This is a genomic window from Streptomyces sp. NPDC028722 (assembly GCF_040637655.1).
In the GTDB taxonomy this organism is placed as follows: domain Bacteria; phylum Actinomycetota; class Actinomycetes; order Streptomycetales; family Streptomycetaceae; genus Streptomyces.
Map to the genome: position 1 here is coordinate 77,730 of NZ_JBEZWU010000004.1, position 17,007 is coordinate 94,736.

General features: G+C 73.4%; 16 protein-coding genes. 1 reads left to right on the forward strand and 15 read right to left on the reverse strand.

Annotation, left to right across the window (positions count from 1 at the left end):
* Positions 1–414 precede the first annotated feature (414 nt).
* The 7 genes from AB0F03_RS07935 to fmt all read right to left on the reverse strand — a co-directional run bounded on the left by AB0F03_RS07935 (position 415) and on the right by fmt (position 7,199).
* Entirely contained in the window at positions 415–1,857 is a 1,443-nt protein-coding gene (locus AB0F03_RS07935) for a GuaB1 family IMP dehydrogenase-related protein (RefSeq protein ID WP_361987648.1), read from the reverse strand.
* A gap of 131 nt (positions 1,858–1,988) precedes the next feature.
* Positions 1,989–2,318: a barstar family protein gene (locus AB0F03_RS07940; protein ID WP_361987649.1), complete on the reverse strand. Its 330-nt coding sequence runs from the start codon at positions 2,316–2,318 to the stop codon at positions 1,989–1,991.
* The gene (locus AB0F03_RS07945) at positions 2,315–2,743 is read right to left on the reverse strand and encodes a ribonuclease domain-containing protein (protein ID WP_361988215.1); all 429 of its coding nucleotides are present in this window, start codon (positions 2,741–2,743) and stop codon (positions 2,315–2,317) included. The genes AB0F03_RS07940 and AB0F03_RS07945 overlap by 4 nt, the downstream gene beginning before the upstream one ends.
* Positions 2,744–2,807: 64 nt before the next feature.
* A complete protein-coding gene (locus tag AB0F03_RS07950) occupies positions 2,808–3,851 on the reverse strand; it encodes a sugar-binding domain-containing protein (RefSeq protein ID WP_356824576.1) in 1,044 nt (347 codons plus the stop codon).
* A gap of 90 nt (positions 3,852–3,941) precedes the next feature.
* A complete protein-coding gene (gene rpe / locus AB0F03_RS07955; protein ID WP_361987651.1) occupies positions 3,942–4,628 on the reverse strand; it encodes a ribulose-phosphate 3-epimerase in 687 nt (228 codons plus the stop codon).
* A 138-nt stretch (positions 4,629–4,766) separates the two neighbouring features.
* Positions 4,767–6,185, reverse strand: a complete 1,419-nt coding sequence (locus tag AB0F03_RS07960) for a transcription antitermination factor NusB (RefSeq protein ID WP_361987653.1) — start codon at positions 6,183–6,185, stop codon at positions 4,767–4,769.
* Between the two features lie 81 nt (positions 6,186–6,266).
* Positions 6,267–7,199 (reverse strand): methionyl-tRNA formyltransferase, encoded by a 933-nt coding sequence (fmt, locus tag AB0F03_RS07965; protein WP_361987655.1) that lies wholly within the window; start codon positions 7,197–7,199, stop codon positions 6,267–6,269.
* A gap of 216 nt (positions 7,200–7,415) precedes the next feature.
* Here fmt and AB0F03_RS07970 point away from each other — a divergent pair, with 216 nt between their 5' ends.
* Positions 7,416–7,949, forward strand: coding sequence for a hypothetical protein (locus AB0F03_RS07970; protein ID WP_361987657.1), 534 nt, complete (start codon positions 7,416–7,418; stop codon positions 7,947–7,949).
* Positions 7,950–8,311: 362 nt separating this feature from the next.
* Here AB0F03_RS07970 and AB0F03_RS07975 read toward each other — a convergent pair whose 3' ends face one another.
* From AB0F03_RS07975 to AB0F03_RS08010, 8 genes are all read right to left on the reverse strand, one after another.
* The gene (locus AB0F03_RS07975) at positions 8,312–10,459 is read right to left on the reverse strand and encodes a primosomal protein N' (protein WP_361987659.1); all 2,148 of its coding nucleotides are present in this window, start codon (positions 10,457–10,459) and stop codon (positions 8,312–8,314) included.
* Between the two features lie 210 nt (positions 10,460–10,669).
* Entirely contained in the window at positions 10,670–11,878 is a 1,209-nt protein-coding gene (gene metK, locus AB0F03_RS07980) for a methionine adenosyltransferase (protein ID WP_361987661.1), read from the reverse strand.
* A gap of 257 nt (positions 11,879–12,135) precedes the next feature.
* A complete protein-coding gene (coaBC, locus tag AB0F03_RS07985; RefSeq protein WP_361987662.1) occupies positions 12,136–13,338 on the reverse strand; it encodes a bifunctional phosphopantothenoylcysteine decarboxylase/phosphopantothenate--cysteine ligase CoaBC in 1,203 nt (400 codons plus the stop codon).
* Between the two features lie 104 nt (positions 13,339–13,442).
* The gene (gene rpoZ, locus AB0F03_RS07990) at positions 13,443–13,715 is read right to left on the reverse strand and encodes a DNA-directed RNA polymerase subunit omega (RefSeq protein ID WP_005319902.1); all 273 of its coding nucleotides are present in this window, start codon (positions 13,713–13,715) and stop codon (positions 13,443–13,445) included.
* A gap of 53 nt (positions 13,716–13,768) precedes the next feature.
* Positions 13,769–14,362, reverse strand: a complete 594-nt coding sequence (gene gmk, locus AB0F03_RS07995; RefSeq protein ID WP_361987664.1) for a guanylate kinase — start codon at positions 14,360–14,362, stop codon at positions 13,769–13,771.
* A 59-nt stretch (positions 14,363–14,421) separates the two neighbouring features.
* Positions 14,422–14,745, reverse strand: coding sequence for an integration host factor (locus tag AB0F03_RS08000; RefSeq protein WP_003977346.1), 324 nt, complete (start codon positions 14,743–14,745; stop codon positions 14,422–14,424).
* A gap of 301 nt (positions 14,746–15,046) precedes the next feature.
* Complete coding sequence (gene pyrF, locus AB0F03_RS08005; protein ID WP_361987666.1) at positions 15,047–15,892, reverse strand: orotidine-5'-phosphate decarboxylase; 846 nt, start codon at positions 15,890–15,892, stop codon at positions 15,047–15,049.
* On the reverse strand, positions 15,889–16,995 hold the full coding sequence (locus tag AB0F03_RS08010; protein ID WP_361987668.1) for a quinone-dependent dihydroorotate dehydrogenase: 1,107 nt from the start codon (positions 16,993–16,995) through the stop codon (positions 15,889–15,891). The genes pyrF and AB0F03_RS08010 overlap by 4 nt, the downstream gene beginning before the upstream one ends.
* Positions 16,996–17,007: the final 12 nt, after the last annotated feature.

Here is a 17,007-nt window from a genome sequence, read left to right on the forward strand (position 1 = left end):
GCTCCTTATCGCTGCCGGGGATTGCGAGGCGGGCCGGCATGACCGCCGGCCCTCGTGGGTGGGGACCGGTGGGAGCCTGCGCGGGCAGGAACCGACCGAGCGGGGTCCCCGCCACACCACGTCTAGCGCAGCACCCTACGAGGCGGGCCTTCACGGGCGTAATGCAGCAACCTTGCGCATCCGCGGATGATCATTGCGTCTATCGGCCGGGAATGCCCATTCGTTGCGCACGCGCTGCCGAGCGTTGCACAGCGCCCTCACGGACCGCCTTCCCCGTCCTGCCGGCCGCCGTCCGCCGGCCGTGCCGGGAACGCCGACGGCCCCCGTTCCTCCCGGGCGCGGGTACGACGCGCGGGGGGAGCAACGGGGGCCGTCGGGACGGAGGCGGGGTCGGCTCCGGCTACGGGGGCGGGGTCAGCTCCAGCTGGCGTGCAGCGGCTTGCCCTCGGCGTAGCCGGCCGCGCTCTGGATGCCGACGATGGCCTTCTCGGCGAACTCCTCCAGGGAGGCGGCGCCGGCGTAGGTGCACGAGGAGCGGACGCCCGCGATGATCGAGTCGATCAGGTCCTCGACGCCCGGGCGGGCCGGGTCGAGGAACATGCGGGAGGTGGAGATGCCCTCCTCGAACAGCGCCTTGCGGGCACGGTCGTACGCGGACTCCTCGGACGTGCGGTTGGCCACCGCGCGCGCGGAGGCCATGCCGAACGACTCCTTGTAGAAGCGGCCGTTGGCGTCCTGCTGGAGGTCGCCCGGGGACTCGTAGGTGCCCGCGAACCAGGAGCCGACCATCACGTTGGACGCGCCGGCCGCGAGCGCCATCGCGACGTCGCGCGGGTGGCGGATGCCGCCGTCGGCCCACACGTGCTTGCCGTACTTCTTCGCCTCGGCGGCGCACTCCAGGACCGCGGAGAACTGCGGCCGGCCCACGCCGGTCATCATGCGCGTGGTGCACATGGCGCCGGGGCCGACACCGACCTTGATGATGTCCGCGCCCGCGTCGATCAGGTCCTTGACGCCCTCGGCGGAGACGATGTTGCCCGCCACGATCGGCACCTGGGGGTCGAGCGCGCGCACCACCTGGACGGCGCTGATCATCGACTCCTGGTGGCCGTGCGCGGTGTCGATGACGAGCGTGTCGACGCCCGCGTCCAGCAGCTGCTTGGCCTTGCCCGCCACATCGCCGTTGATGCCCACGGCGGCGGCGATCCGCAGCCTGCCGTTCGCGTCCACGGCCGGGGTGTACAGGGTGGCGCGCAGGGCGCCCTTGCGGGTGAGGATGCCGGCGAGCCTGCCCTCGGCGTCCACGGCCGGGGCGTAGCGGCGGTTGGCCGCGTCCAGCCGGTTGAAGGCCTCGCGCGGGTCGATGTCCGCGTCGAGGAGCAGCAGGTCCCTGGACATGACCACTTCGAGCTGGGTGAAGCGGTCGACGCCGGACAGGTCGGTGTCGGTGACGACACCGACGGGGCGGTGGTTCTCGTCCACGACGACACCGGCGTTGTGCGCCCGCTTGGGCAGCAGCGACAGGGCGTCGGCGACGGTCTGGTGCGGGGCCAGCACGATCGGGGTGTCCAGCACCAGATGGCGGCTCTTCACCCAGGAGACGACATCGGTGACGACGTCGAGGGGGATGTCCTGCGGGATGACCACCAGGCCGCCCCGGCGGGCCATCGTCTCGGCCATGCGGCGGCCGGCTATGGCGGTCATGTTGGCGACGACGAGCGGGATGGTGGTGCCCGTGCCGTCCGGCGAAGCGAGGTCCACGCCCTGACGCGAGCCCACCGCGGAGCGGCTCGGCACCATGAACACGTCGTCGTACGTCAGGTCGTACGCGGGCTGGATGTCATTGAGGAAACGCACGTGCTGCACATCCCAGTCGATCAGAGGTGGCCCCCGGACAGGTGTGCCAGGGGGAAAGAGCACGTACTTCATTCTCCCATGCCCCCACCGCCGTCCCGCCCTCACAGAACGTCCAGGCCGGCCGTGACGGCCTAGGAGGATCCTCCAAGGGCCAGCACGACGGTGAGCGCGGGCGTCTCGTCGGCCGCCTCGGCGAACACGTCCAGCGCGGTGCGCCACGCGTCCGGATCCGCCTCGGCGTACGGCCGCCAGCCCCGTACGACGACCAGCAGTCCCCGCGCGGCGGCTCCCTGGGGCCACCCGGAGTCGTCGGCGAGGGAATCGGCCAGCGCGTCCCAGTTCCGCCCGAACCAGTCGGGCAGGTTCAGCGCCCGGGCGACGCGGTCCATCAGACCCGCCTTGTCCGTGACACCGTCCAGATCCAGGGTGACCGGATACCGGCCGCCCAGGTCTTCCGTCATCTCAGCACCGCCCGGAACGACTCGTAGTGATCATCGGTGTAGTACGTCTCCCCGTCCTGCCCGGTGACGATGCGCCGGGCCCCGCGGTCGTGCGAGCCGGGCGTGCGCACCGTGTACTCGTGGTAGTGGCCGCGCCGCTGCCGGGGCAGGCGTCCTTCGAAGTTCCCGAAGACGGCTCCGTCCCTGGCGTACGGGAAGGGACCGCCCCGGTCGATGAGGGCGAGCGTCCGGCGGGCCTCGGCGGGGAGCCGGGACTCGCGGACGGTGGCCATGCCCCCGGCCCACGCCGGGGCGGACGCGCCCGGTGCCGTCGTGGTGCCCTGGGGGGACGCACAGCCCGTGAGCAGGACGGAGAGGCAGACGAGCAGTCCCGTCAGCGCGACGAGCAGTCCCGCCGACGCACGGAGGACGAGCCGCGGCGGCACGCCGGCGAAACCGCCCCGGCCGTCCGGCCGCCGCGGGAGGACGGCCCGCCGCCGGGGCCGGCCGTCAGTGCCCGTCGGGGTCGGCACGGTTCAGCGCGGACTTCGGCGTGGGTCCCGCGGTCATCAGGTAGTCGGCGGCCGACGTGTCGGTCACCAGGCTGGTGACCAGCCCGGAGCGGAGCACCGCGTCGATCGCCGCCCCCTTGCGCTGCCCGCCCGCGATCGCCACGACCTCCGGGACGCGGCGCAGCTGGTCGGCCTTGACCGTGATGCACCGCTCCCCCAGGTCCCGCCCGATCCGGCGTCCCTCGGCGTCGAAGAGGTGCGCGGACATCTCGGCGGCGACACCGAGCGAGGCGTAGTGCGCGCGCTCCTCGTCGCTGAGCATGTCGTGCACGGTCGAGATGCCCGGCTCCCACGAGCCGATGGAGACGCAGGCGACCGTGACCTTGTCGAAGTACTCGAAGGCCCGGGCGATCCCCGTCTGGTGGCGCAGCGCCACCGCGGTGGCCGCGTCGGGCAGCAGCATCGGCGCGTAGATGGGGTGCGCGTCACCGCCCGACACCTGGGCGGCCCGGCGGACGGCCTCCACCGAGCCGCGCTCGGCGGTCCCGGCGTCGTACACGCCCGTCAGCTGCACCACCGTGCACGGCGGCAGCCGGTCGAGCGCCGCGGCCATGTTGATGGTGGACCGGCCCCACGCCAGCCCGAGGACGTCCCCCTCGTTGACGAGTTCGCCGAGCAGGTCGGCGGCCACCTCCCCGAGGTTCTCGGGGTCGGGACTGTCCTCGGCGTCGGCCGGGGACTCGACCACGACAGCGTGTCTGAGGCCGTAGCGGGCGCGGAGCGCGTCGGAGCGCTCGGCGTCCAGTTCGGCCGGCACCCGGATCTCGATGCGCACGAGATCCCGTTCGAGAGCCGTCTCCAGGACCCTGGCCACCTTGAAGCGGCTGACGCCGAACTCCTCCGCGATCTGGATCTTGGATTTGCCCTCGAGGTAGAAGCGGCGGGCCATGGCCGCCGCCTGCACCAGCTCAGCGGGTCCCATCCGCATGGCTGACCGGCCCGCCGACATACCCGACACGGCGATCTCCTCACTGCTGTTCACACTCTGGATTCGCCGTTCATCCTTGCAGATCCGGCGCTGCTGATCCGCCCTGATGGGCGCCGTTCATTCAAGCGTTCACTTCGCTGTGGCTCAGTGGTCGCATGCCCAGGACGCCTGGGCGGTGACCGTCTCCGCCTGCGTGCGCAGGGCACGTACGGCCGCTGCCGGGTCCTCGGCCCCGTAGACGGCGGAGCCGGCGACGAACACGTCCGCTCCCGCGTCCGCGCACCGCTCGATCGTGGCGGCCGAGACGCCGCCGTCGACCTGGAGCCACAGCTCCAGACCGTGCTTGCCGATCAGTTCACGGGTGCGGCGGATCTTCGGCAGCATGATGTCGAGGAAGGCCTGGCCGCCGAAGCCCGGTTCGACCGTCATGATCAGGAGCATGTCGAGTTCCGGGAGCAGGTCCTCGTACGGCTCGATCGGTGTGGCGGGCTTGAGCGCCATGGACGCGCGGGCACCCTTGGCCCGGATCTCCCGGGCGAGCCGCACGGGGGCGGCGGCGGCCTCCACATGGAAGGTGACGGAGGAGGCGCCCGCCTCGACGTACTGAGGCGCCCAGCGGTCGGCGTCCTCGATCATCAGATGGCAGTCCAGCGGGGTGTCCGTCGCACGGGCCAGGGACTCCACGACCGGCACACCGAGCGTCAGGTTCGGGACGAAGTGGTTGTCCATGACGTCGACATGGAGCCAGTCGGCGCCTTGCACCGCCTTGGCCTCCTCCGCGAGGCGGGCGAAGTCGGCGGAAAGGATGCTGGGATTGATCTGCACGGCCATGCCCCAAGCCTGCCATGCCCGGGGCACTGATGTTCCCCACCGTCCACAGGCAGGTTCGTTCATCGTACTGGTGCGACGATATGTGACTGCCTGTGGACATCACCGACCACAGCGGCACCGCCGGCCCGCGCGGCGGGATCAGCCGGTGCGCCGGATCAGGGCCAGGTACATCGCGTCGGTGCCGTGCAGATGCGGCCACAGCTGCACATCCGGTCCCTCGCCGAGCGCGGGAAGGGCGGGCAGCAGCGGGCGGGCGTCGATCAGCTCCGTCTCCGGCCGCTGCTTGAGCACGTCGGCGACGACCGCCCGGGTCTCCGCGAGGTGCGGGGAACAGGTGGCGTAGCCGACGATCCCGCCGACGCGGACCGAGTCGAGCGCCGTACGCAGCAGCCCGCGCTGGAGCGGCGCGAAGCTGTCCAGGTCCTCGGGGCGCCGGCGCCAGCGCGCCTCCGGACGCCGGCGCAGCGCGCCCAGCCCGGTGCACGGCACGTCCATCAGCACCCGGTCGAAGGAGCCCGGCCGCCACGGCGGCCGCGTCCCGTCGGCGGTGATGACCTGGTACGGCCCGGGGTTGCCGTGCAGCGCCCGGGCGACGAGCCCCGCCCGGTGCGGCAGCTTCTCCGAGGCGAGCAGCGTGGCCCCCCGCTCGGCGGCGAGCGCGGCCAGCAGCGCGGCCTTGCCGCCGGGTCCGGCACACCCGTCCAGCCACCGCGCGTCGGATCCGTCGAGCGGGGCGTTCGCCAGCGCGAGGGCGACCAGCTGGCTGCCCTCGTCCTGCACGCCGGCCCGGCCCTCGCGCACGGCCTCGACCGCGCCCGGCTCGCCGCCCTCGGCGAGCCGCACGGCGTACGGCGACCAGCGTCCGGGTTCGGCGGCGTCCTCCCGCAGCAGCTCCCCGGTGGTCGCGCGCCCGGGGCGGGCGACGAGCGTCACCTCGGGGCGCTCGTTGTCCGCGGCCAGCAGTTCCTCGATGCCGGCCCGGCCGCCGCCGAGGGAGTCCCACAGCGCGGAGACGACCCAGCGGGGGTGCGAGTGCACGACGGCGAGGTGGTCCTCGGGATCGTCGTCGTAGGGCGGCGCGACCTTCTCGATCCACCCCTGGAGGTCGTGCTGCGCGACCTTGCGGAGCACGGCGTTGACGAACTTGGCGCGCCCGTCCCCGAGCACCACCCGGGCCAGTTCCACGGAGGCGGACACCGCGGCGTGCGTCGGGATCCGCGTGCCGAGCAGCTGGTGCGCGCCCAGGCTGAGGACGTCCAGCACCGGCGGGTCGACCTCGCGCAGCGGCCGGTCGACGCAGGCGGCGATGACGGCGTCGTACGTGCCCTGCCGGCGCAGCGTGCCGTACACCAGCTCGGTGGCGAGGGCGGCGTCCCGGGCGTCGAAGTCGCCCTTGTCACGCGCCTTCCTCAGCAGCGGCGGCAGCACGAGGTTGGCGTACGCGTCCCGCTCGTCCACCGCGCGCAGCGCCTCGAAGGCCAGGATGCGGACGGGGTCCTTCTGGGGACGGCGGTAGGGCTTGGCGGGCCCGCGGGGCCGCCGGGACTGCTCGCTCACGAAAAAGGTGCTCCGGATGTGATGAAGGGGATGCGGGTCCCAGCCTACGTCGGCGTGTCCCCGCCGCCGCCGTCCGGGGCGTCAGCCGCCGAGCGTCTCGCCGTCCGCGATGCGCGTCCCGCGCGCCCAGTCGGCCGCCCGCATGGGCTTCTTGCCCTGGGCCTGCACCCACAGCAGCTCGACGGCGTACGAACCGGTGCCCACGTGCACGCTGTTCTTGCCCGCCGCGAGCCGGCCCGGCGCGAGGTCCGTCCGCTCGGGCACGGGCGTGACCTGGATGAGCTTGAGCCGCTCGCCGCGGAAGGTGGTCCAGGCGCCGGGCGCCGGGGTGCAGCCGCGCACGACCCGGTCGACGCGCAGCGCCGGCGCCGCCCAGTCCACCTGGGCGTCCTCCACGGTGATCTTCGGCGCGACGGTGATGCCCTCGGCCGGCTGCGGTACGGCCTTCAGGGTGCCGTCCTCGATACCGTCCATGGTCGCGGCCAGCAGCCCGGCGCCCGCGAAGGCGAGCCGGGTGAGCAGGTCACCACTGGTGTCGGTCGGACGGATCTCCTCGGTCACCGTGCCGTAGACGGGCCCGGAGTCGAGTCCCTCCTCGATGAGGAAGGTGGACGCCCCGGTGATCTCGTCGCCCGCCATGACGGCGTGCTGCACCGGCGCCGCCCCGCGCCAGGCGGGCAGCAGCGAGAAGTGCAGGTTCACCCAGCCGTGGGCCGGGATGTCCAGGGCGGCCCTCGGCAGCAGGGCTCCGTAGGCCACGACCGGGCAGCAGTCCGGCGCGATCACCCTGAGCCGCTCCAGGAACTCCGGGTCGCGGGGCTTGAGCGGCTTGAGCACCTCGATCCCGGCCTCCTCCGCCCGCTCGGCCACGGGCGACGCGACCAGCCTGCGTCCGCGTCCGGCCGGCGCGTCCGGCCGCGTGACGACGGCGGCCACCTCGTGCCGCCCGGAGGCGAGCAGAGCGTCCAGGGCGGGAACGGCGACCTCGGGGGTACCGGCGAAGACGAGCTTCATGGGCGGGATCGGGCCTCTCGGGCGGGGGTCGGGCGGGCAGCGCACCAGTCTATGACCACGGGCGGCGCGCGGGCGGGTGGGCGGCGTACGCGCAGGACCGCGCGCCCCCAGCCCGTGACCAGCGGAGCGTCGGCGCGTTGGTCAAGACAGAGTTGACCACATCGGGCCCCTTTCGCGGCCCGGTTCCTTTCAACGCCGGTTCGGAGAGGCTTGTTCATGGCCGACCATGCAACCCACGACGCCCAGGCCCGGGCCAGCCTGCACTTGCTGGTGCGGGACATCGAGCGGGTCCGCCGGCAGGTGGACGCGCTGCGCACGCTCACCGCCCAGTTGGGCAACGTCTACCGCCCGCGCCGCTCCGGCCCCTCCACGGGCTTCGTCGTCTACGGCCGGGCCCCCGCCCCGACGGTGCGCCTGGCCCAGGAGCTGCGGGACAGCGTCGAAACCCTGGTCACGGCCGCCGTGGACTTCGACCGCTCGCTGGGCTTCTCGTGGGACGCGGTGGGCTCCGCGCTCGGCGTCACCAAGCAGGCGGTGCACCGCCGCTACGGCGCCCGTCGCGCCGCGGCCCAGGCTGCCGCCGAGACCGACCGGGCGACGGAGCCGGCCGGCGCCCGCACGCTCACCCCGAACGCGGGACTGCCCACGGTCCCGGCGGCTCGCTCCATGCCGACCCAGCCGACCGCGGGGAGCCCGGCGCTCCGCGAAGACGCCCGTCCGACGGCCTTCCCCAGCCCGCGCAACGGCTGACGGCTGACGGCCCGCACCCTGCCCTCCCGAACGCGCCCGGGAGGGCAGACCTGTCCCCGGATGCCGACGCGGACGCGGGCCGGCCCGGGGCCGGGCGCCGGGTGCCGGGTGCCCTTGCCGCACCAGGGCACCGGCGGACTCACCGGAGAGGCGCAGCGGCCCGTCCCGGCCCGCGACCTGCCCCGGGGCCGGGCGCCTGCCCCCCGGAGGCGGTCGCGGACGTCACTCCGCAGGCCACGGGGTGGCCGGAACGGCAACGAGACGGGCACGGCATCACGAGCCGGCACGGCATCGCGGGCTCAGGCAGTCGCGCGCCGCCGATGCCTCCCGCCCCACGCCCCGTACGCCTGCCCACGCCCCCGTCAGCCGATGTCCGGCGGATCGATCCGTACCCGCACCGGCTCCTCGCTCCCCCGGGCCGTACGAGCGGCCTGCGCGGTCTTCAGGGCGGTGGCCAGCGCGGCGCCGCTGCCCGGCGGTACGCGGACGAGCGCCCGCTCCCAGTGCTCACCGGGCGGCGGCCCGCCGGGCCTGCGGGGCCGGCCGGGCGGCGGGGGCGGCAGCGGCACCGGCCCCAGCACCTCGGCGTCCGGCGGCAGTTCGACCGCTGCCAGGAACTCCGCGACGGCCGCGGGCGGCCCGGACACGGCCGCCATCCGGGACACCGGCGGGAATCCCAGCTCGGCCCGCTCGGCCAGCTCCCGCACGGCATGCCCGACGGGGTCCCAGCGCACCAGGGCCTGTACGGGGCGCAGGGTCGGCTCGGCCACCACGACCACCGTGCCCCCCTCGGACTGCGGCCGCACCAGCGCTCCGGCCGCGATCCACCGGCGCAGCGCGTCCTCACCGGCCCGCAGGTCGGGCCGTACGAGCATGGCCCAGCCGTCCAGCAGCAGCGCCGCCGCGTAACCGCCCTCGGCGACCGGTTCGGCGCCCGGTGTGCTGACCACCAGCGCGGGCGTGCCGGGCACGGTGTCCAGCACATGCTCACGTCCCGAGGTGCGCACCGGTACGGCGGGGAAGGCGCGCCCCAGTTCCTCGGCGGTGCGCCGCGCGCCCACGACCTGGGCGCGGAGCCGGAAGCCGCCGCACTCCGGGCAGTGCCAGGCGTTCTCCTCACGCCCGCACCAGCCGCATCGCAGGACGCCGCCGTCCTGCCCCTCCAGCGGTCCGGAGCAGTGCCGGCACCGGGCGGGCGCCCGGCACCGGTCGCAGGCCATCCGGGGCGCGTATCCCCGCCGGGGCACCTGCACGAGCACCGGCCCGTGCCGCAGCCCCTCGCGGGCCGCCTGCCAGGCGAGGGTGGGCAGCCGGGCGGCGCGGGCGGCCTCGTCGCGCGCGAGGTCGGCGTCACCGACCGTCCGGACCAGGGGTGTGGCCCGCCGCACCTCCTCCCGGCCGGCGGCCAGCGGCCGGGCCCAGCCGCTCTCGACGAGCTGCGCGGCCTCCACGGTGCAGGTCCAGCCGCCCAGCAGGAAGGCACACCCGTCGAGGGCGGCGCGCAGCAGCAGCACGTCCCGGGTGTGCGGCTGCGGGGCGTGCTGCTCGCTGTGGCTGTCGTCCCCGTCGTCCCAGACGGCGACGAGCCCCAGGTCCCGCACCGGCGCGAACATCGCCGCCCGGGTGCCGACGACGGCGCGCACGGATCCCCGCCGCACCGCCAGCCACTGCGCGTACCGCTTCTCCGGTCCGGCGTCGGCGGTGAGCAGCGCGTGCCGCCCGGTGCCGAGCAGCTCGGTCAGCGCGGCGTCCACACGGGCGGCGGCCCGCCCGTCGGGTACGACGACGAGGGCGCCGCGTCCCGAGGCCAGCGTGGCGGCGACGGCCCGGGCCAGTTCCTCGCTCCACAGCGGCCCCGGCAGCGCGTTCCACACGGCCCGCGGTGCCCCGCCCGAGGCCAGCGCGCCGAGGAAGGCGCTCCCGTGCGCGTACCGCTCCCAGGTGCCGGTGTCCGGGACCGGCGGCGGTGGCAGCGGTGCCGGGGAGGGCCGCTGTTCGGCGCGTGCGTTGCGCGGCGGTACGGCGAGCTGGAGCACATCGGCGAGGCTGCCCGCGTAGCGGTCGGCGACGGCCCGCGCCAGCCCCAGCAGCTCCTCGCCCAGCACGGGCTCGGGAGACACGACCTGGGCGAGGGCGGCCAGGGGGCCGGAGTAGTCGGACTCGGCCCGCCGCTCGACGAGGAAGCCGTCGACGAGCCCACCGCCCTCCCGGCGCCCCGCGCGCACCCGGTGCCGCCCGGCCCCGAACCGCACCCGCACCCGCACTCCGGGCTGCGCCTGCGCGTCCAGGTCGGCCGGCACGGCGTAGTCGAAGTAGCGGTCGAGGTGCAGCACGCCCTTGTCGACCAGCACCCGCGCGACGGGCAGGTGCTCGGCGAGCGCGGCTCCCCGCCAGGTCCGCGGCTTGGCCCGCGGCACCTTCGCCTTCCGCACGCTCTCCCGGATGAGCGCGAGCTGCTCCGGCGGCGCCACCTCGGCGCCGCCGTCCCCCGGTCCGTTCTCGCTGCTCACGCTTGCATTCTTACCAAACGCCACTGACAACACCGCCCGCACCTGACCGCCGGGCCGAGCCACCGGGCCCGGCGCCCCGCCGCCGGCCACGTCCGCGACACGTCTGCCGCCCGGCCCCGTGACCGCCGCGCGGCGCGGCCCGTCCGCGCACACGCCGAGGCCCGGTCCCCCCGCGCGGGGGACCGGGCCTCGGTGAGCGGTGTCGCGGGGTTACAGGCCCGCGGCGGTGCGCAGGGCGTCCACGCGGTCCGTGCGCTCCCAGGTGAAGTCGGGCAGCTCGCGGCCGAAGTGACCGTAGGCGGCCGTCTGCGAGTAGATCGGGCGCAGCAGGTCGAGGTCACGGATGATCGCGGCCGGACGGAGGTCGAAGACCTCGTCGATCGCCTTCTCGATCTTCTCGTTCTCGACGGTGTTGGTGCCGAAGGTCTCGACGAACAGGCCGACGGGCTCGGCCTTGCCGATCGCGTAGGCGACCTGGACCTCGCAGCGGGAGGCCAGACCGGCCGCCACGACGTTCTTCGCGACCCAGCGCATGGCGTAGGCGGCCGAGCGGTCCACCTTGGACGGGTCCTTGCCGGAGAAGGCGCCGCCGCCGTGGCGGGCCATGCCGCCGTACGTGTCGATGATGATCTTGCGGCCGGTGAGGCCGGCGTCGCCCATCGGGCCGCCGATCTCGAAGCGGCCGGTCGGGTTGACCAGCAGGCGGTAGCCCTCGGTGTCCAGCTTGATGCCCTCGTCCAGGAGCGCCTTCAGCTCCGGCTCCACGACGAACTCGCGGATGTCGGGGGCGAGCAACGACTCCAGGTCGATGTCGGAGGCGTGCTGGGAGGAGACGACCACCGTGTCGAGGCGGACGGCCTTGTCGCCGTCGTACTCGATGGTGACCTGCGTCTTGCCGTCGGGGCGCAGGTAGGGGATGGTGCCGTTCTTGCGGACGTCCGAGAGGCGCTTGGACAGCCGGTGCGCCAGGAAGATCGGGAGCGGCATCAGGGTCGGCGTCTCGTCGGAGGCGTAGCCGAACATCAGGCCCTGGTCGCCCGCGCCCTGCCGGTCCAGCTCGTCCTCGTCACCCTCGACCCGGGCCTCGTACGCCGCGTCGACGCCCTGCGCGATGTCCGGGGACTGCGCGCCGATGGACACCGAGACACCGCAGGAGGCGCCGTCGAAGCCCTTCTTGGAGGAGTCGTAGCCGATGTCCAGGATCTTGCCGCGGACGAGCGTCGCGATGTCCGCGTAGGCCTTGGTCGTCACCTCGCCGGCCACATGGACCAGGCCGGTGGTGATCAGCGTCTCGACGGCGACCCGGGAGGTCGGGTCCTCGCGCAGAAGCGCGTCGAGAATGGTGTCGCTGATCTGGTCAGCGATCTTGTCGGGGTGACCCTCGGTCACGGACTCCGAGGTGAACAGGCGACGGGACACAACGCTCCCTGTGGTTGCAGCGGCTGCTGGCTGATCATTTGCGGTCGACACAGGGCTGCGCCCGGTCGACCGTGAACAGTTTATCGGTCGCGCTCGGCCGACGGGCCCCCGTCTCGCTTCTCGGCGTCGTTGTGACCTGCGGCACAGGCATTCTGCACAATCGCAGCCGGTGTGACCAGAGCCGCCACACCCGGCCGCAGCACCGTGGCGCGCGTCGTTCACCCGGGCGGAGGCCCGGCCCGGGACCGCCGGGCGGGTCAGCCCAGGCGCTGGGCGACCAGGTCCCAGACGATGTCGGCGAGGGCCTCCTTCGGACCGTGCGGCACCGGGGTCTCGCTGCCGTCGGCGCCCAGTACCACGGCTTCGTTCTCCTCGGAGCCGAAGGTCTTGCGCTCCCCCACCTCGTTGACCACGAGCAGGTCGCAGCCCTTGCGGGCGAGCTTGGTGCGGCCGTTGGCGAGGACGTCGTCGGTCTCGGCGGCGAAGCCGACGACCACCTGTCCGGGGCGGGCCCGGTCGGCGGAGATCTCCGCGAGAATGTCTGGATTTCGCAGCAGCACGACCGGATCGGGTTCCTGGCCGTCCTTCTTCTTGATCTTCCCGGCGGCGTAGGCGGCCGGCCGGAAGTCGGCGACGGCGGCGGCCATGACCACGGCGTCGGCGTCCGCCGCGGCCTTGAGCACGGCCTCGCGGAGCTGGACGGCCGTGCCCACCGGGACGACGTCCACGCCCGCCGGATCGGGCAGGCCGGTGTTGGCTGCGACCAGCGTCACCCGGGCGCCGCGGGCGGCGGCCGTACGGGCGAGGGCGTAGCCCTGCTTGCCGGAGGAGCGGTTGCCCAGGAAGCGGACCGGGTCGAGGGGCTCGCGGGTGCCGCCGGCGGAGACGACGACGTGCCGCCCCCGCAGGTCGGGCTCGGTGACGCCCCGGGCCAGCACCTGGCGGCAGACCTCGAAGATCTCCGCCGGGTCGGGAAGCCGGCCCTTGCCGGTGTCGACCCCGGTGAGGCGGCCTACGGCGGGCTCGATGACCACGGCGCCGCGGCGGCGGAGCGTGGCCACGTTCTCCCGGGTGGCCGGGTGCTCCCACATCTCGGTGTGCATGGCCGGGGCGAAGACGACCGGACAGCGGGCGGTGAGCAGCGTGTTGGTCAGCAGGTCGTCGGCGAGGCCGTGGGCCGCCTTGGCGAGCATGTCCGCGGTGGCCGGCGCGACGACCACCAGGTCGGCGTGCTGGCCGATGCGGACGTGCGGGACCTCGTGCACGTCGTCCCAGACCTCGGGCGAGACGGGATTGCCGGACAGGGCCGACCAGGTGGCGGCGCCGACGAAGTGCAGCGCGGAGGCGGTGGGCACCACGCGGACGTCATGGCCCGACTCGGTGAACCTCCTCAGCAGCTCACAGGCCTTGTAGGCGGCGATGCCACCGCTGACCCCCAGCACGACCCTCGGTTTGTCCACCGTGTCTCCCGGACTCGAAAACGTACGACCGACTCCATGACACACCACAGGCCCGGCAGCGCGACTGCCGGGCCTGTGGATAAGTCGATCGCAATACGAAAAAACTACTGCGCCGGGCCCTCGATGGCCTCGGAGGTCAGCAGACCGGCGTTGATCTCGCGCAGGGCGATCGAGAGCGGCTTCTCGTGCACGTGGGTGTCGACGAGCGGACCGACGTACTCGAGGAGGCCCTCGCCGAGCTGCGAGTAGTACGCGTTGATCTGGCGGGCACGCTTGGCCGCGTAGATCACGAGGCTGTACTTCGAGTCGGTGGCCTCGAGAAGCTCGTCGATCGGCGGGTTGATGATGCCCTCGGGCGCGGTGATGGAAGAGGACACGCTCTACCTTCCGATGGATGGAAAAGAATCAGTCACCGTGATCACAGTCACGATCACACAATGTCCATCAAGGCTAGCAGCTCGCGCGCCACGTCCTCGACGGAGGTGTTGACCAGGGTCACGTCGAACTCCGGCTCGGCCGCCAGCTCGGTCCTGGCCGCCTCCAGACGGCGTTCGATGACCTCGGGCGGCTCGGTCCCCCGGCCGGTGAGCCTGCGCACCAGCTCCTCCCAGGAGGGCGGAGCGAGGAACACCAGCTGGGCGTCGGAGAGCGACTCCCGGACCTGGCGGGCGCCCTGGAGATCGATCTCCAGCAGGACGGGCTCGCCGTTCTCCAGCCGCTCCAGCACGGCCGCGCGGGGCGTGCCGTAGCGGTTGCCGGCGAACTCGGCCCACTCCAGCAGCTCGCCGTTGGCGATCAGCTTGTCCATCTCGTCGTCGGTGACGAAGAAGTAGTGGACTCCGTGCTGCTCGCCGGGGCGCGGCTTGCGGGTGGTCGCCGACACCGAGAGCCAGACGTCGGGGTGTTCCTTGCGCATATGAGCGACGACCGTGCTCTTGCCGACCCCCGAGGGGCCGGAGAGCACGGTCAGCCGCGGACGTGCGTCCGGGGGTTCGGGGGACGTCCCCCGGAGTGTTACTGCCATGCAGCGATTATCCAGCAATCCCGGAGTGCCCGGGACTCCCTGTCCGTCGGGAGGCGGACTCAGGAGCCGGTGCTGCCGAACTCACGCTCCAGGGAGGCGATCTGGTTGGAACCGAGACCGCGCACACGGCGGCTCTCGGAGATCCCCAGACGCTCCATGATCTGCTTGGCGCGGACCTTGCCCACGCCCGGCAGGGACTCCAGCAGCGCGGAGACCTTCATCTTGCCGATGACGTCGTTCTCCTGGCCCTGCTTGATGACCTCGTGCAGGGAGGCGCCGGAGTGCTTGAGTCGATTCTTGACCTCGGCCCGCTCCCGGCGAGCCGCGGCGGCCTTTTCGAGCGCGGCTGCGCGCTGTTCAGGGGTAAGGGGCGGAAGAGCCACGCCTACGTCACCTCGGATGTCGAACTGTCGGATACGGACCGGTGAGGAACCTAGTCGCCCCACACCTGGGGAGCTACGAGCAACACGCGTCACCCGTTCTCCCCCACTACCTTGAGGGCCTGGGAGGTGCCCCCACTGCTCGGAGACTAGCGGGCAAGTGCGCCAGAGTCAGCGAGAACAGCGGAAAAGTCCTGGTCAGCCTCCGTCAGGTCGGACATTTCAGGCATATTGCCCTGGTTTTGCCGATGTATTCACACTCAGGTCGACGCGACAGCACTCAGCCGAGCACACGGCCGGCGGTTCAGGCGCCGCCGACGGCCGCCCGGATCTCCTCCGCGACACGCTCGGCCGCCCCGCGCAGCGCGCTGACGTCGGGACCGTGACGCAGAACACCCCGGCTGACGTTGGGCACCACGTTGCGGACGGCCGCACCGAAGACACGGGGAAGGTCGGCGGGGGTCGCGCCCTGGGCGCCGATGCCGGGCGCGAGGAGCGGGCCGTTGATGTCGAGGTCGTACGAGGACAGGTCGCCGAGCGTGGCGCCGACGACCGCGCCGAACGAGCCCAGCGGTTCCTCCCCGGCGTTCTCCGCCGCGAGGTGGGCCAGCACGGTCGCCCCGATGGTCCGGCCGTCGGCGCGTACCGCGTGCTGCACCTCGCCGCCCTCCGGGTTCGAGGTCAGCGCCAGCACGAAGAGGCCGGCGCCGCTCTCCCGGGCCAGCGCGACGGCCGGGCTGAGCGAGCCGTAGCCGAGGTACGGCGAGACGGTCAGGGCGTCGGAGAACAGCGGGGCGTCCTCGCGCAGGAACGCCTCGGCGTAGGCGGCCATGGTCGAGCCGATGTCGCCGCGCTTGGCGTCCATCACGACCAGGGCACCGGCCGCCCGCGCCTCCCGTACGGACGTCTCCAGGACCGCGAGGCCCCGCGAGCCGAACCGTTCGAAGAAGGCACTCTGCGGCTTCAGGACAGCCACCCGGCCGGCCACGGCCTCCACCACCGTGCGGCTGAACCGTTCCAGACCGGCGATGTCGTCGTCCAGGCCCCACTCGGCGAGCAGGGAGGCGTGCGGGTCGATGCCCACGCACAGCGGGCCGCGCTCGTCCATGGCGCGGCGGAGCCGGGCGCCGAAGGGCTCCAACGGGGTCATGCGGGCTTCCTCACGTCGGCGCCGACCGCGTCGGCGAGGGTGGCGTAGGGGCTGGTGCGCAGGCGGGCGGCGAGGCCCTTGTGGACGGCACGGCACCAGAACGGGCCCTCGTAGACGAAGGCGCTGTAGCCCTGGACCAGCGTGGCGCCGGCCAGGATGCGCTGCCAGGCGTCCTCGGCGCTCTCCACGCCCCCGACGCCCACCAGGGTGATCCGGTCGCCCACGCGCGCGTACAGGCGGCGCAGCACCTCCAGGGAGCGTGCCTTGAGCGGGGCTCCGGACAGCCCGCCGGTCTCCTTGACCAGCGCGGGGTCGGAGCGCAGGCCGAGACCCTCGCGCGCGATGGTGGTGTTGGTGGCGATGATGCCGTCCAGACCGAGTTCGACGGCCAGGTCGGCGACCGCGTCGACGTCCTCGTCGGCGAGGTCCGGGGCGATCTTCACCAGCAGCGGGACACGCCGGTTCGCCACCGTGCGGTCGGCGGCCTCGCGCACGGCGGTCAGCAGCGGGCGCAGGTGGTCCACCGCCTGGAGGTCGCGCAGTCCGGGTGTGTTGGGCGAGGAGACGTTGACGACCAGGTAGTCGGCGTACGGCGCGAGGCGCTCGGCGGACTTCACGTAGTCGGCGACGGCCTCCGCCTCCGGGACGGCCTTGGTCTTGCCGATGTTGACGCCGACGACGGTCCGGAAGACCGGCTCACGGGTCGCCAGGCGGGCCGCGACGGCCAGCGAGCCGTCGTTGTTGAAGCCCATGCGGTTGATCAGCGCGCGGTCCTCGACCAGCCGGAACAACCGCTTCTTGGGATTGCCGGGCTGCGGCTCGCCGGTGACCGTGCCGATCTCGACGTGGTCGAAGCCCAGCATCGACATCCCGTCGACGGCGACGGCGTTCTTGTCGAAGCCGGCGGCGAGTCCGAAGGGGCCGTGCATCCGCAGCCCGAAGGCCTCGGTGCGCAGTTCCTTGTGGCGGGGCGCGAGGGCGGCGGCGGCGAAGGTGCGCAGCACGGGGACGCGGGCGGCCAGCCGGATCCAGCGGAAGGCCAGGTGGTGGGCCTGCTCGGGGTCCATCCGCCGGAAGACCAGGCGGAAGAAGATCTTGTACATGTGGGTGTCCTC

Coding starts and splice junctions, on each gene's coding strand:
- gmk (WP_361987664.1), bottom strand. CDS start 14,362: ATGGCAGTAACACTCCGGGGGACGTCCCCCGAACCCCCGGACGCACGT.
- AB0F03_RS08010 (WP_361987668.1), bottom strand. CDS start 16,995: ATGTACAAGATCTTCTTCCGCCTGGTCTTCCGGCGGATGGACCCCGAG.
- AB0F03_RS07940 (WP_361987649.1), bottom strand. CDS start 2,318: ATGACGGAAGACCTGGGCGGCCGGTATCCGGTCACCCTGGATCTGGAC.
- fmt (WP_361987655.1), bottom strand. CDS start 7,199: ATGAAGCTCGTCTTCGCCGGTACCCCCGAGGTCGCCGTTCCCGCCCTG.
- rpe (WP_361987651.1), bottom strand. CDS start 4,628: ATGGCCGTGCAGATCAATCCCAGCATCCTTTCCGCCGACTTCGCCCGC.
- pyrF (WP_361987666.1), bottom strand. CDS start 15,892: ATGACCCCGTTGGAGCCCTTCGGCGCCCGGCTCCGCCGCGCCATGGAC.
- AB0F03_RS07970 (WP_361987657.1), top strand. CDS start 7,416: ATGGCCGACCATGCAACCCACGACGCCCAGGCCCGGGCCAGCCTGCAC.